Raw genomic sequence first — 14,047 nt, forward strand, 5'->3', positions numbered from 1 at the left:
TATTCGATGAGAATCAATGAAGAGGGATGGCGGCTACTGACGTTCTGGATGTTTACTACAGGCGGCTATCTTATTCTGCTCTTCGTTGTTATTTGCCTGGCTTTTTTGTTCCAAACGCCTCGTCGCGTGTTGCTGTGGATGGCTTTGCCACAGATTGCGCTGGTTCTTTTGCTATGGTTTGCTGCGGATGATGAAACGCTTTTCTTCCCGATTGGCGCAGGGTGGATGCTGGGGCTCAGTTTATTGCTGGCGCTACTGGTTAGCCACCGATTACGCCAACCACACCATCTTTGGGCCGGGTGCCATGTGGTCGTATTGCTGTTGTTGTTGGCGCACATGGGGATATTCTCGAGAGGCATCATCGGCGCGATGCCTATCAGGCACAGCAGGTGGCGGAAGAAACGCTGTTACGAAAAATCGATACGACTGATGACCGCGTTTTTTTAAATCATTTGATGTCGCAAGCCATGCAGCCGCAAAACGCAGGGGATTGGTGGACGAATAGGCGGATTGAGCATCTCGCAAAACGCATTTCCCCTTTTGATATTGCGGACGGAACTGAAAAAATTTGGTTGGTTTTGGCTATTGACCGGCTTAATCGTCCTGCTGATGGGGCGTTTGCCTCCTGGTTTATTGGCGATTCTGTACAGGCAAAGCAATATCGGTATCAGCTTTTACAAAACAATCCATTATTGGACCTACTGAATCGTGTTTTTAATGATAGTACGGCTGATGAACAAACTTTTCTGCAACAACAACTTTTGGCGCGAGATATTTGTACCAGTTTGATTAGCGTCGTGCCGGAATTATTGACGGACGAACTGTATGCACAAGCCGTTGCCTTTGATAATAGCAACAAACCGGAACCTTTCTCATGGCAGTTTGAGTTTGATGTGTTTTATCATCAGGAAAAATAGCGGGCAATAATGAATTTGGGAAACGGATGGAGTTTGTTGTTGATGATAATATCCACCGTGCCGGGCAATATATACAATCATTGTATTGACTATAGTTATTAGTGCGTTTAGCTCGCTGTGTTATCAGAAAATAGGAACGAGGAATTTGAACTCAGTAATGAGCATGGGAAGTAAGGATGCTTTATGGTTGAATCATTTGCGTGGATGATGTGGGATTCAGTAATATTGATGAGCGCGTGGGGTATTTACGGCGTTATATTATTGAGGTTGATTGTCGGCGCATTTGATTCTTTGCGCTATCGGCGGGTTTTCTTGTGTGTTGTTCTTCCGCAGGTGAGAGTTGTCTGTGTAGTGTGGGGAGGATTATTCTGGATCGATTCAAAAGATATTTATATCGTATATTTATTGATATCAGGATTGCTGCCCTCGATAATAATTGCTATTTTTTCTGGTCGAGAGTCTCCATTTTTTATACTGGGAACTATCGTGTCCCATACTATTTTTTTGTTCGTTTTCGTTTATGTGATGGACGGCCCGCGATTATGGCACCACATTGGTGAAGACTGGGATAACTATAAAATTACCCGACTGTTTGAGCGCGCGAAGGAGGATGTTCAGGTTTTGCAGGATGCATCTTGTTATCAATTGGCAAGTGTTTTGACGCTGGCTGCAGAACACCGCGATACACCGGAAAATTTATTGCGTTATCTGGCTAAAATAAGAGGTATTTCGCCATTTTTGACAGCGGCAGAATCTTGCCCTGAAGCGGCGATCCCGAACGCCGAATTTCTTTATACGCCATTTGCTACCGCTCTTCGCCAACATAACGTACCGATAGTACGCTTTTTTAGCCAGCAACTGGTGGGCGAGACATCTTCCGCCAGAGAGAATCGCAACATTGTTGCTCGTAAAGAAAATCCACTGCTGACGCTTTATAAATCTAACTATATATCACAGTATCGCGAGCAGTACAGACTAGAAATTAGTCAGCTATTGCTGAATATTATGCCAGAACTGTTGAATGATGCTGTCTATATTTATCCCATTATCCAACGTAACACCGAGTTGGTTGCTTATTTTTGGCAGAAACATCCGCCCACTATTCCTCTGCGCAGGCTCGAAGCGATGGTGTTGTTAGCCAAAACGAAATCGCTAATAAGCGAGGTAACCCATAATCCAGAAATATTGATCACACCGCCTATTGAGGGGTGGGATCGTGAAAGCCTGCTCACTTTCATACTGAGCAATGGCGATTTGGCAATGATTCAATCGCTTATTGATGCAAACGTGGTGGACTGGAAACGAGCAATGGAAGACGGAAATAATGAGCCTCTGCATCAGGCCATATTACGACTGCGTGGTGGAGCGTTAGAGAACGCATTGCTGATACAGATCATTAAGGCGATGCAAGCGCAGAAAGCGTTATCCAACGAGCAAATCGCCCACTATCTTCCCTGGACACCGACGTTTCCTGCCGCTTTTTTACAGGCTGGGCTTTCCTGTGAGCAATTGCGTGAGGTGTTGAATGCTTTAGTAGTGGGGAGCGAACAAGTACTACACGATACGCGACAAAGGCTGAATGCGCTGTGTCCAGTCGCGAAGTGACTAAAGGAATAGTAAATGGATTATATTAATCGATGGCTTGGCTCTGAACTGCTGATGTTTTGTGTTCTACCGTGGGGGTATGCCGCTGCGGTGGCATCACTGCTGATCCTGATGTTTTCCAAAAAACGCAGCCGACAGATTTTGCTGTGGGTATTACTACCACAGTGGGCATTCGTGGTATTGCTGTTACCCACGTTGCAGTACACCCAGTTGTTGAGTCAAACAGGCACGGTATGGATGTTGATGCTCCTGTTGCCGATTCTGAGTTGGGCGGGCTTGCTGCCCGCGCTGCTGCTGGGAACCTGGCTGCGCAAGCCGTGGCCCGCATGGCTACTGTGCCATATTGTGTTCATTGGGGTGCTGTGCCCGGTGATGCCGGAGCTGTGGCGTGCTATTAGCTATCAATGGCAACAGCAAAATATTGCGCAGTTGCTCAGGCAGGTTCAGGCAGGCGACCTGCGTCAGTTAGAGAGCATTCATGATAACAGTACGTTGGAACAGACACTGGTTCAGGCGGTAAAAGCGCCAGGCATATCAGAAAAAAACTTGCGCGCTCTGACTGCACGTGTGGCATCGCCTTTTAGTATTTCGCGGGAAGATGGCTATTTCGTCAATGCGCCATTTTTTGCTGCTTTTGAGAGTGGCAATATCACTGCGGTGCGTATTTTTAGCGAGCAGCTCACGGGCGACTCCCCGCAGGCGCAGGCAAATCGCACCATCTTACGGCAGCAAAATCCGTTGGAGTATCTCCCCATGCCCCGTTTTAAACCTGAGGGAGTTCGCCAGACTTTTTTTGAGATGGCCGACGTTCTACTACGGGTCATGCCCGATCTCCTCACCGATGAAGCCTGTTCGAGGGCGATACAGCTTCAGGATAAAGAGACTCTGGCCTTTTTCTGGCAGCGGCGTGAAGCGCAAAATCCGCTGTATCGCGCATATTATTTCTTGTTGCAGGGGCAAACTAAAGCGCTGCTTGCCCAGATAAAACTGACGCCGCAGGTGCTGGGGCAATCGATTTATCCGAATAAAAATCTGCTGGCGTCGCTGTTTAGTGATGCGGATGGCGAGACGCTGCGTGCGTTGGTGAAAGGGCAGATGCTGAACTGGCAGCACATCCCTCAGGATAAGTTGACGGACGGCTGGAATTTCCTGATTTCACGCACATTGCATACAGCCTCGAAAGAGGACGCGCTGCCGCCGGATATTCTGGCGGGGATACTGCAAAGTATGCAACAGCAACATACGGCGTTGCCGGAAGCCCTTATTGTAGCCAGCCTTGATTACCAGGATGAAAGACATAGCCTGTTGACTGCCTACCGGATGGCCTGGTTGGGCTGTAACAAGCTTAACGCAATGATCGATAAGGTGTATCCACCAGAAGATACGCGGCGTACCAATGTGCGTATAAAATTAGCACAGCAGTGCGCCGATTTAGACTGATATGCCGTGCTCTGATAATTAACGTTACATTGATTGTTAAGAGAGATACAGGGAGTGGTAAATAATGAAAAAATGTTTTTTATTTATATTTATGTGCCTGTTTATCTTCTCAGCTAATGCGGAACTAAAATTCCGCCCTGAGAGCGAAAATAAAAAAATCTATTTTCAGGGCAAGGTCACAGACTACACGCTTAATGACTTTACCTTTTTCGGTGACAGTCGCGAACCCTTTTATGGCAGCGAAAACGACGATTATACCGCCACTGCAGATGAGTGGCTCGGGTTTTACGCTGAGTTGCCCGACGTTCGAAAATGGCAGCGCGTGGTTCCTGACGATTTTTCTACGATGCATGGCGCGCCGTGGTGTGACATCCAGTTTTTTGAACAAGAGAATGATCATTCGGTGATTACTGGAAGTGAACATATGCGCTGTATCGATTTTCTCGTGACGCCTAAAAGAAAAGGACTCATTCCCATGGGGACGAAGGGAACTCTGTTGGATTACGGCAGCTATCTTGCTTTTGCACCGCAGATAGAGCACATCACGCTGGAAGGCCGATTTCCTGAAGCCTCGCGGACCTGGCTTCAGGTAAGAAGCGTGCAAACCAGCGCAACCTCGATAGCCGATCTTAAAATTATGCTTAATGAGATTTATGCTCGTCACGGTTATATTTTCAGACCGGGCGGTGAGATGGATCGGTACTTCCGACAGCAGCCGTGGTATCGCCCACGCTATGCGAACGTTGATTACCTCATTACCGAGACAGAGCATCGTAATATCAAACTCCTCAAAGAGCTGCTTTCTCCTGAGTCACAGCGTAAAAAGGCGCTGTATATTCAGAACACAACCGATTTTTGTGAGGCGCTGAAAGCGAATAATATCAAATATGTCATGGACAATACGGCAGAATACCTTACGACTGGTGCAGATCAGCCAATCAATTTAGAAAAAGTATGGCAAAAATACAGAGACTTAATGATCAATGGCGGCGGAAACTGTCAACGCGATATCGAGAGCTATAAGCGCTACTCCTTTTTATACAGCGAACCTTTAGGTATTTATTACAATTCCACTTTTGAGTTTGATGAAAAGAAAGGGAAATATGTTCTCGCTTATGTGAACTTTGATTCTTCCTGCAACAAAGAGGGTGACACGATTGAACTGGAAGGTATGATGGTCAAACGCGAGCACGTCATTGAAGATAATCAAGGCCAACACTCGGATAAAGATCTCGAATTAAAAACAATAAACCTTCAGTGTGTGGCAGGGGCCATGATGGACCAACCTGACTGGGATCGCTATGTCCAGCTCATTCTTCCGCCTGAAAAATACAATTATTATCAACGGTTTATAGGGAAGAAAATCACCCTGCGAGGGAAAGTCATGATTGCAGAATCCATGTATCATGTCACGCCGGTACTGTTGAATTTGCTCGAAGAACAAAATCCTATTATCAAAGTAGCAGATATGCCTGCTCGTCCATAAGTACGATAACCGACGGGGCAGGCAATCGGCCCCGCTACAGAGTGCAGCCTCACCAATCAATTCGATTTCTCTTCCATTCCAGCTTATAATCCCCGACCTTTGATTATTTTTTTGCCAATTTTTTGGAAGCAATATGAGCGCTATCTCCCTGATCCAACCGGATCGCGACCTTTTCTCCTGGCCGCAGTACTGGGCCGCCTGTTTTGGGCCGGCGCCGTTTTTGCCGATGTCACGTGAAGAGATGGATCAACTTGGCTGGGATAGCTGCGACATCATTCTGGTGACGGGCGACGCGTATGTCGATCATCCGAGCTTCGGCATGGCGATTTGCGGCCGTATGCTGGAAGCGCAGGGCTTCCGCGTGGGGATCATCGCCCAGCCGGACTGGAACAGCAAAGACGACTTTATGCGTCTGGGTAAACCGAACCTGTTCTTCGGCGTCACTGCTGGCAACATGGACTCGATGATCAACCGTTACACCGCTGACCGTAAGCTGCGCCACGATGACGCCTACACCCCGGATAACGTCGCGGGCAAACGCCCGGACCGCGCCACGCTGGTCTATACCCAGCGTTGCAAAGAAGCGTGGAAAGATGTCCCGATGATCCTTGTCGGCATTGAGGCCAGTCTGCGCCGTACCGCGCATTACGACTACTGGTCTGATACTGTGCGTCGTTCAGTGTTAGTTGATTCCAAAGCCGACATGCTGATGTTTGGCAACGGTGAGCGTCCGCTGGTGGAAGTGGCGCACCGTCTGGCAATGGGCGAAACCATCGATCAGATTCGCGACGTGCGTAACACTGCGATTATGGTTAAAGAAGCTCTGCCTGGCTGGAGCGGCGTCGACTCCACTCGTCTGGACACGCCGGGTAAAATCGATCCAATTCCCCATCCCTATGGCGAAGACCTGCCGTGCGCCGACAACAAACCCGTCGCGCCGAAAAAGCAAGAAGCCAAGGCGATTACCGTGCAGCCGCCGCGTCCGAAGCCGTGGGAAAAAACCTATATCCTGCTGCCATCCTTTGAAAAGGTGAAAGGCGACAAGGTGCTGTACGCCCATGCGTCACGTATTCTGCATCACGAAACTAACCCTGGCTGCGCGCGGGCGCTGATGCAAAAACACGGCGACCGCTATGTCTGGATCAACCCGCCCGCCATACCGCTCTCCACTGAAGAGATGGATAGCGTGTTTGCGCTGCCGTATCAGCGCGTGCCGCACCCGGCTTACGGCAATGCCCGTATTCCGGCCTATGAGATGATCCGCTTTTCGATCAATATTATGCGTGGCTGCTTTGGCGGCTGTTCTTTCTGCTCGATCACTGAACATGAAGGGCGCATCATTCAGAGCCGCTCGGAAGATTCGATCATCAATGAGATAGAAGCGATCCGCGACACGGTGCCGGGGTTTACCGGCGTGATCTCCGATCTGGGCGGCCCTACCGCGAACATGTATATGCTGCGCTGTAAGTCGCCGCGTGCGGAGCAGACCTGTCGTCGCCTGTCGTGCGTCTATCCGGATATCTGTCCGCATATGGATACTGACCATACGCCGACCATTAACCTGTATCGCCGCGCCCGTGAGCTGAAAGGCATTAAGAAAATCTTAATTGCCTCCGGCGTGCGCTACGACATCGCCGTAGAAGATCCTCGCTACATTAAAGAGCTGGCAAGCCATCATGTGGGCGGCTATCTGAAGATTGCGCCGGAGCATACTGAAGAAGGTCCGCTGTCGAAAATGATGAAGCCGGGGATGGGCAGCTACGATCGCTTTAAAGAGTTATTTGACCTTTACTCTAAACAGGCCGGAAAAGAGCAGTATCTGATCCCGTATTTTATCTCTGCGCATCCGGGCACGCGGGACGAAGATATGGTGAATCTGGCGCTATGGCTGAAGCGCCACCGCTTCCGTCTGGATCAGGTGCAGAACTTCTACCCGTCGCCGTTGGCGAATTCGACCACCATGTATTACACCGGCAAAAACCCGCTGGGTAAAATTGGTTATAAGAGTGAAGATGTGGTGGTGCCGAAGGGAGACAGGCAACGTCGCCTGCATAAGGCGCTGCTGCGTTATCACGATCCGGCGAACTGGCCGCTGATTCGCCAGGCGCTGGAAGCGATGGGCAAAAAGCACCTGATTGGCGGTCGCCGTGAGTGTCTGGTGCCTGCGCCGACCATTGAAGAGATGCGCGAAGCGCGTCGCCAGAACCGCAATACCCGCCCGGCGTTGACCAAGCATACGCCGGTGGAACATCAGCGGCAGGGGCTTGCTGCTAATAAGAAGCGCGGGAAAGGCGCGGGGCGTTAAACGGTTTTACAGGTATCCTGTCAGGCTGGATAAGGCGAAGCCGCGATCCAGCAATTATTTTGCCTGATGGCGCTGCGTTTATCAGGCCCACAGATCGACCCAGGCCGAACACCATCCGGCAGAAGTGCTCCGTATTTATGCCTCACGAATTCTGGCCGCCAGCGCGGCCAGTTTCTCATCATCTGCCCGTTCATGATCGTGTGACGACAGATATCCTTCATACTGTTCGAAAAATTTATTCTGCCGCGATTCAATCGGTTTCCAGTGGGCTAAATCGCCAGTACCGTGCATGGGGCTTAATTTACTGTGCACATGGTCTACGCCGAAACCTTCGAAGAACATTCCCGTACGACTGACATCCGGGAAAGCCTTATCCAGTTTCTTAGCCACTTTTTGGGTCGCCAGCATCAGGTCCGCTAACGCCTGCGGCGGTAGATCGAACGCGTAGCTGGGGTAATGTTTTTTCGGGATCACTACGGTAAACCCATCGGTATTCGGAAAAATCGACAAAAAAGCCAGGTGATGCTCATCTTCCCAAACTTTATGACAAGGTGCTTTACCTTCAACTATTTGACAGAAAATGCAGGTCATTCCATTTCTCCGTTAACCGAGGGGGTTATCGATGCGTTAAGCGTTTAATACAACCCTAACACTTTCCACCATGCGAGGCCGACTGTCAAAAAGACCGCCTGGTTAAAGAGGCTGATAATAAATCCCGTTCGCCACCAGACGCCCGTCGGTACATAGCCGGCGCCAAAAAGAATGGGGCCGCGTGCGTGGGTATACTGCGTAAGAGAGCAGTACAGGCTGCTGGTAAACGCCAGCATGAGCGCCATCGGCGCCGCCGGTATATTCAGATGCAGGCCGACACCCAGAAACACCGCATACAGCGCGGCGATTTGCGCGTTGCCGCTGGCGAAAAAATAGTGGGTATAAAAATAGGCTGCGTTAAGCAGCAGCAGGATGATTATCCAACTGGTTCCATGCATCGTACTGCCGATGCTGTCGCCAATCAGGTTGCCAAACCAACTGGTGAATCCTAGTTTCTTCAACTGGTTAGCCATCATCAGCAGCGCGGCAAACCAAATCAACGTATCCCAGGCGCCTTTTTCGCTTTTAACGTCTTCCCAGGTGAGCACGCCGCTCAGTAATAAAATAGAGAGACCGACAAAAGAGGCCGTCGTGGCATCCACGCCGAGCGAGCTGCCAAAAATCCATAGCACCAGCAACACGCCGACGGTCGCCAGCATCAGCCACTCGCCGCGCGTCATACTGCCCATTTGCGCCAGCTCTTTGCGCGCCAAATCCGGCGCATCCGGCGTATGTTTAATTTCCGGACGGGTCAGCCAGTAGACCAGCAGCGGGACGATAAGAAAAGAGACCAGGCAAGGCAGGAGCGCGGCGATAAACCAGCTTCCCCAGCTCAACGTAACGCCGGCGTTCGCCGCCAGTTTTACCGCCAGCAGGTTACCCGTATAACCGGTCATAAACAGTGCGGCAGTGACGTCGTTAACATTGCCAATACAGGTGATCAGAAAGGTGCCGATTTTGCTGCGAGACTCATCTTCCGGATGTGAATCAAAGCTGCGCGCCAGCGAGTCGGCGATCGGGTAAATCACGCCGCCGCAGCGCGCGGTGTTACTGGGCATCGCGGGGGAGAGGATCAGATCGGCAAACGCCAGACCATAAGCCAGACCCAGCGTTCGTTTACCTAACAGACGGATCATTTGTAGGGCGATACGCCGACCCAGCCCGGTTTTGATAAACCCACGGGCAATCATAAAGGCGACGACGATAAGCCAGATCAGCGAACTGTTCAGCTCGCTCAAGGCCGTGGTAATCGCGCCGCTGGCCGTTTTGTCGCCGGCAGCATAGGCGAGCGCAAAGACGGTGATGCCAATAATACCGACCGCGCCAATAGGCAGCACTTTCGCCACGATAGAGGCGATCGTCGCGACAAAAATAATCGCGGAATGCCAGGCCGGCGCGCTTAACCCGGAAGGGGGCGTTAGCTGCCACAGTCCGGCGGCGATAACCAGAATAAGAATTAATGGGAGCCATTTGACGCCCTGAGATTTTTTTTCGCCACAATCACACATCCATAAATATTTTATATGTATTAAGTAAATTCACAATAAATGTGAATAAATATTCACAAAATCAGAATAATTCTGCGCTTGTGTGTGGGAGGAAATATACTGTTAAATGCGCGTAATTGTTTCTTAATGTTTCGGAATGCAAAAAAGCCCGACGACATCGTCGGGCATGGCGTGCGATAAATCCGGCTTAACCGCCGAACTGATCCGGATCGGGGCCGAGGCGTTTTCCTTGATCCAGTTTTGCGATCTCGCCTAATTCATCTTTATCGAGACGGAAATCCCAGACAGCAAAGTTTTCCGCGATACGGGAAGGGGTGACGGATTTCGGAATGACGACCAGCCCGCAGTCCAGATGCCAGCGAATAACAATCTGGGCGGGCGTTTTGCCGTATTTATCCGCCAGTTCGCGAATCACTTTCTGATCGAATACGCCTTCGCCACCCTGCGCCAGCGGGCTCCAGGACTCGGTCTGGATTTTATGCGTCGCATTCCACGCATGTAGCTGGCGCTGTTGCATCAAGGGGTGAAGCTCGATCTGGTTGATCACAGGGGTAACGCCGGTTTCATCGATCAGACGCTGGAGGTGATGGATCTGAAAGTTACAGACCCCGATACTCTTTACCAGCCCCTCTTTTTGCAGCGCGATCATGCCTTTCCAGGCGTCGACATAGTGATCGATAGCCGGTACGGGCCAGTGCATCAGATAGAGATCGAGATAATCAAGCTGCAGTTTTTTCAGACTCTCCTGCAGGGCTTCGCGGGGACGTTTTTGATCGTCATTCCACAACTTGGTGGTGATAAACAGCTCTTCCCGCGCTACGCTCGCTGCTTTTAGCGCTTTGCCGACGCCTTCTTCATTCTGATATGCTGTGGCGGTATCAATCGATCGATAGCCCACCTCCAGCGCTTTATGAATCGCCGCGATCACCTCTTCATTGCTTGCTTTCCAGACTCCCAGCCCAAGTTGTGGCATTACGTTGCCATCCTGTAGCCTGATAATGGTTGGATTAGCCATGATGTGTTCCTCTTTTAATTGGCTCGCCGGAGTCGGGTCCGGCGAGACTAAGTGACTTAAGTCTGGACGAAATGGCCAAAAACGAAAGTCAGAGGCGAAAAAACCTTAGCGCGCCGCTTCATAAATCCGACGGCTGACATCCAGCGTAATATCCTGATTTTCACCTAAATTTGTGCATCCATGCGCCTCAAGTTTAGCCAGTAGCGCCGGAATAGCGCTGCCATCCAGACCGTAATCGGACAGGCGGGTAGGCACGCCCATCTGTTCAAAGAAACGGCGGGTGGCGGCAATGGCGGCATCAATACGCTCGTCGTCGGAACCGTCGGTAATATTCCATACACGTTCAGCATATTGCAGAAGTTTTGCACGTTTAACGTCTCGTTTTTCGTTCCATAGCGCAGGCAGAATGATAGCCAGCGTCTGGGCATGATCGAGACCGTGCATCGCGGTAAGCTCATGGCCCAGCATATGCGTCGCCCAGTCCTGCGGAACACCAGCGCCAATCAGGCCATTTAACGCCTGAGTAGCGGCCCACATCACGTTAGCGCGGACGTCATAGTTTTCAGGCTCTTGCAGCGCTTTGGGACCTTCTTCGATCAGTGTGAGTAAAATGCCTTCGGCGAAACGATCCTGAATTTTGCCGTTAACCGGGTAAGTGACGTACTGCTCAACGGTATGGACGAAAGCATCCACGACGCCGTTCGCAACCTGGCGTGGCGGCAATGTATAGGTGTAGACCGGATCCAGTACGGCAAACACCGGTTGCACGAACGAGGAGTGGAAGGCCTGTTTGTCGCCAGTGGTTTTACGGGAAATGACTGCGCCGGCGTTCGATTCTGAGCCGGTTGCCGGTAGGGTTAGCACAGACCCAATCGGGATTGCGCTACGAATCTCAGTACCACCGGTTTCCAGAATGTGCCACGGATCGACGCCGTCCGTATACTGCGCCGCTGCGGCGATAAATTTGGTGCCGTCCAGTACGGAACCGCCGCCAACGGCCAGCAGGAAGGTAATATTTTCGTCGCGCACAAGCTGCACGGCCTTCATCAGCGTTTCATAGGACGGGTTCGGTTCAATACCGCCAAACTCCCGAACATCCAGTCCTTTTAACGCTTCCTGAACTTGCGCCAGTACGCCGGTCTTTTTCACGCTACCGCCGCCATAGGTAATCAGCACGCGGGCGTCCTGCGGGATTTGATCGCGAAGATCGACGATAGCGCCTTTACCAAACAGAATGCGGGTAGGGGTATGTAATTTGAAATTGTTCATTGCTCATTCCCTTATGTGGGTAAAAAGAGGGCAGGCGGCTGTCTGCCTGATGGTCATCATTGTGGTCTTGTGAGGGATGTCTCTCAATGCACATTTCTGCCAATGTTTTGCCTATTTCTCCAGAATGCTGGAGAAAATCGCTAAAAATGCGCACAATCCAGCGGAGTGGATTTGATGAAAAAATGGCGCGTTATGAATCGTGAAGCAATTTGCTTACAGTTGGCTGATAAAATTAATCATTTAAAAAATAATGATAAAATAATCAGCGAGCGGCTGGCGGGTATTCGTCTGTTGTATGGTGTTGAACCGGGGCCGCGCACGCCGGTCATGTATCAGCCTGGCATCATATTTCTCTTTTCCGGCCATAAAATTGGCTATATTAACAAGCGCAAGTTTCGTTATGACGCTAATGAATATCTCTTACTGACCGTGCCGCTCCCTTTTGAATGCGAGACCTGGGCGACGCCGGAGGTACCGTTGGCCGGTATTCGGCTCGACATTGATGTGCTGCAACTGCAAGAGTTGCTCATGGACATTGGCGAAGATGAGCGTTTCCAGTTGCCGATGGCGGCCAGCGGGATTAACTCCGCCACGCTGTCGGACGAGATTTTATGCGCGGTGGAAAGATTGCTGGATGTGATGGAGCGCCCGCTGGATGCGCGGATTCTGGGAAAACAGATTATTCGCGAAATTCTTTATCATGTGCTGATGGGGCCGCGCGGCGGGGCGCTGCTTGCGCTGGTTAGTCGCCAGACGCACTTTAGCCTGATCAGTCGCGTACTTAAACAGATCGAAATGAAATACACCGAGAACCTGAATGTTGAGCAACTGGCGGCAGAAGCGAACATGAGCGTGTCGGCGTTTCACCATAATTTTAAGGCGGTCACCAGCACCTCGCCGTTGCAGTATTTAAAAAGCTACCGACTGCATAAAGCGCGGATGATGATGATTCACGACGGTATGAAGGCCAGCGTCGCGGCGATGCGGGTCGGCTATGAGAGCGCATCGCAGTTTAGCCGGGAGTTTAAACGTTATTTTGGCGTTACGCCGGGCGAAGATGCGGCAAGAATGCGGACAATGCAAGGGAGCTAAGTGGGGCATCCCGCCACGGGTCAACGAAGCGTAACCGGGCCATCCTGGCCGATTATGGATACGTCAGGCGTTACAGTATTTCTTTTTAATCACCACGACCAGCGTACCTAACAGCCCGGCGACCAGTAGCGCGACGGGAAGGATCATTAAAAATGTCATTACCTGGTCTTCATGGCGCTTAACAAACGGGATCATACTGAGCGCGTAGCCGAAGCTGGTCACGACAGTCACCCACAGCAGGCCGCTTAACCAGTTAAAAAACTGAAACCGGCGGTTGGACAGGCCGGAAATACCCGCCATTGTTGGCAGCAGAGTGCGGACAAACGCCAGAAAGCGCCCGGCAAGCAACGCTAACAAACCGTGACGGTCAAACATGCAGGTGGCGCGCTGATGATATTTTGCCGGAAGCTGCGCTAGCCAGCCTTTGACGGTACGCGTATTACCGAGCCAGCGTCCCTGGATATAACTTAGCCAGCAGCCGAGACTGGCCGCGGCGGTGAGAATGCCAATCGTCGGCAAAAAATGCATCACATCCTGGGCGATCAACGCGCCTGCCAGTAGCAGTAGACTATCGCCGGGTAAGAATGACGCTGGCAGCAGACCGTTTTCTAAAAATAGCGTGGCGAACATGACAAAGTAGACGACGCTAACAACGTGTGGATTCGCCAGCGCGGCAAAATCATGTTGCCAGAGCGCAGCGATAATATCTTGAATGACAGCCATGAACTTTCCTGTGGAACAGCATTTACGCTTTTATCTGCCTATTGTACTCCTGAATCGTCCGGGATGCCTTGATCCCGGACGCAACAAACGCAGACT

The 14,047-nt window shown here is 51.0% G+C and carries 12 protein-coding genes; 7 read left to right on the forward strand and 5 right to left on the reverse strand.

The annotated features are described in order from the left end of the window. Nucleotides 1-6 precede the first annotated feature (6 nt). From J4685_RS22550 to J4685_RS11940, 6 genes are all read left to right on the forward strand, one after another. Entirely contained in the window at nucleotides 7-447 is a 441-nt protein-coding gene (locus J4685_RS22550; protein ID WP_023211746.1) for a hypothetical protein, read from the forward strand. Next, nucleotides 390-917, forward strand: coding sequence for a hypothetical protein (locus J4685_RS22555; protein ID WP_023211745.1), 528 nt, complete (start codon nucleotides 390-392; stop codon nucleotides 915-917). Before J4685_RS22550 ends, J4685_RS22555 begins: the two co-directional genes overlap by 58 nt. Before the next feature lie 699 nt (nucleotides 918-1,616). Further along, nucleotides 1,617-2,522: a hypothetical protein gene (locus J4685_RS22685; protein ID WP_234832371.1), complete on the forward strand. Its 906-nt coding sequence runs from the start codon at nucleotides 1,617-1,619 to the stop codon at nucleotides 2,520-2,522. Nucleotides 2,523-2,537: 15 nt separating this feature from the next. Beyond that, the gene (locus J4685_RS11930) at nucleotides 2,538-3,962 is read left to right on the forward strand and encodes a hypothetical protein (protein ID WP_000384562.1); all 1,425 of its coding nucleotides are present in this window, start codon (nucleotides 2,538-2,540) and stop codon (nucleotides 3,960-3,962) included. 64 nt (nucleotides 3,963-4,026) lie between these two features. After that, on the forward strand, nucleotides 4,027-5,448 hold the full coding sequence (locus J4685_RS11935; protein ID WP_000710521.1) for a DUF4459 domain-containing protein: 1,422 nt from the start codon (nucleotides 4,027-4,029) through the stop codon (nucleotides 5,446-5,448). A 133-nt stretch (nucleotides 5,449-5,581) separates the two neighbouring features. Continuing rightward, the gene (locus tag J4685_RS11940) at nucleotides 5,582-7,753 is read left to right on the forward strand and encodes a YgiQ family radical SAM protein (protein WP_001274466.1); all 2,172 of its coding nucleotides are present in this window, start codon (nucleotides 5,582-5,584) and stop codon (nucleotides 7,751-7,753) included. A 135-nt stretch (nucleotides 7,754-7,888) separates the two neighbouring features. On the opposite strand, the gene J4685_RS11945 is transcribed toward J4685_RS11940, so the two are convergent. From J4685_RS11945 to yqhD, 4 genes are all read right to left on the reverse strand, one after another. Further along, on the reverse strand, nucleotides 7,889-8,344 hold the full coding sequence (locus J4685_RS11945) for an HIT family protein (RefSeq protein ID WP_000128238.1): 456 nt from the start codon (nucleotides 8,342-8,344) through the stop codon (nucleotides 7,889-7,891). Nucleotides 8,345-8,388: 44 nt separating this feature from the next. Next, the gene (locus tag J4685_RS11950) at nucleotides 8,389-9,873 is read right to left on the reverse strand and encodes a DASS family sodium-coupled anion symporter (RefSeq protein ID WP_162467026.1); all 1,485 of its coding nucleotides are present in this window, start codon (nucleotides 9,871-9,873) and stop codon (nucleotides 8,389-8,391) included. Nucleotides 9,874-10,039: 166 nt separating this feature from the next. Further along, a complete protein-coding gene (gene dkgA, locus J4685_RS11955) occupies nucleotides 10,040-10,867 on the reverse strand; it encodes a 2,5-didehydrogluconate reductase DkgA (RefSeq protein WP_000013100.1) in 828 nt (275 codons plus the stop codon). A gap of 105 nt (nucleotides 10,868-10,972) precedes the next feature. Beyond that, complete coding sequence (gene yqhD, locus J4685_RS11960; protein ID WP_001058714.1) at nucleotides 10,973-12,136, reverse strand: alcohol dehydrogenase; 1,164 nt, start codon at nucleotides 12,134-12,136, stop codon at nucleotides 10,973-10,975. Between the two features lie 192 nt (nucleotides 12,137-12,328). Between yqhD and J4685_RS11965 the strand changes: the two genes are divergently transcribed. Continuing rightward, on the forward strand, nucleotides 12,329-13,228 hold the full coding sequence (locus tag J4685_RS11965) for an AraC family transcriptional regulator (RefSeq protein ID WP_024131586.1): 900 nt from the start codon (nucleotides 12,329-12,331) through the stop codon (nucleotides 13,226-13,228). 63 nt (nucleotides 13,229-13,291) lie between these two features. On the opposite strand, the gene yghB is transcribed toward J4685_RS11965, so the two are convergent. Next, entirely contained in the window at nucleotides 13,292-13,951 is a 660-nt protein-coding gene (yghB, locus tag J4685_RS11970) for a DedA family general envelope maintenance protein YghB (protein WP_000268441.1), read from the reverse strand. Nucleotides 13,952-14,047 lie beyond the last annotated feature (96 nt).

Origin of the sequence: Salmonella sp. 32100201201700099SM (assembly GCF_017572645.1) — a bacterium.
GTDB classification, from domain to species: Bacteria; Pseudomonadota; Gammaproteobacteria; order Enterobacterales; family Enterobacteriaceae; genus Salmonella; species Salmonella enterica.

What these genes read in the sequence shown, in the direction of transcription:
- J4685_RS22550 (WP_023211746.1), top strand. Translation starts at nt 7, where the DNA reads ATGAGAATCAATGAAGAGGGATGGCGGCTACTGACGTTCTGGATGTTT.
- J4685_RS11930 (WP_000384562.1), top strand. Translation starts at nt 2,538, where the DNA reads ATGGATTATATTAATCGATGGCTTGGCTCTGAACTGCTGATGTTTTGT.
- J4685_RS11935 (WP_000710521.1), top strand. Translation starts at nt 4,027, where the DNA reads ATGAAAAAATGTTTTTTATTTATATTTATGTGCCTGTTTATCTTCTCA.
- J4685_RS11940 (WP_001274466.1), top strand. Translation starts at nt 5,582, where the DNA reads ATGAGCGCTATCTCCCTGATCCAACCGGATCGCGACCTTTTCTCCTGG.
- J4685_RS11945 (WP_000128238.1), bottom strand. Translation starts at nt 8,344, where the DNA reads ATGACCTGCATTTTCTGTCAAATAGTTGAAGGTAAAGCACCTTGTCAT.
- dkgA (WP_000013100.1), bottom strand. Translation starts at nt 10,867, where the DNA reads ATGGCTAATCCAACCATTATCAGGCTACAGGATGGCAACGTAATGCCA.
- yqhD (WP_001058714.1), bottom strand. Translation starts at nt 12,136, where the DNA reads ATGAACAATTTCAAATTACATACCCCTACCCGCATTCTGTTTGGTAAA.
- J4685_RS11965 (WP_024131586.1), top strand. Translation starts at nt 12,329, where the DNA reads ATGAATCGTGAAGCAATTTGCTTACAGTTGGCTGATAAAATTAATCAT.
- yghB (WP_000268441.1), bottom strand. Translation starts at nt 13,951, where the DNA reads ATGGCTGTCATTCAAGATATTATCGCTGCGCTCTGGCAACATGATTTT.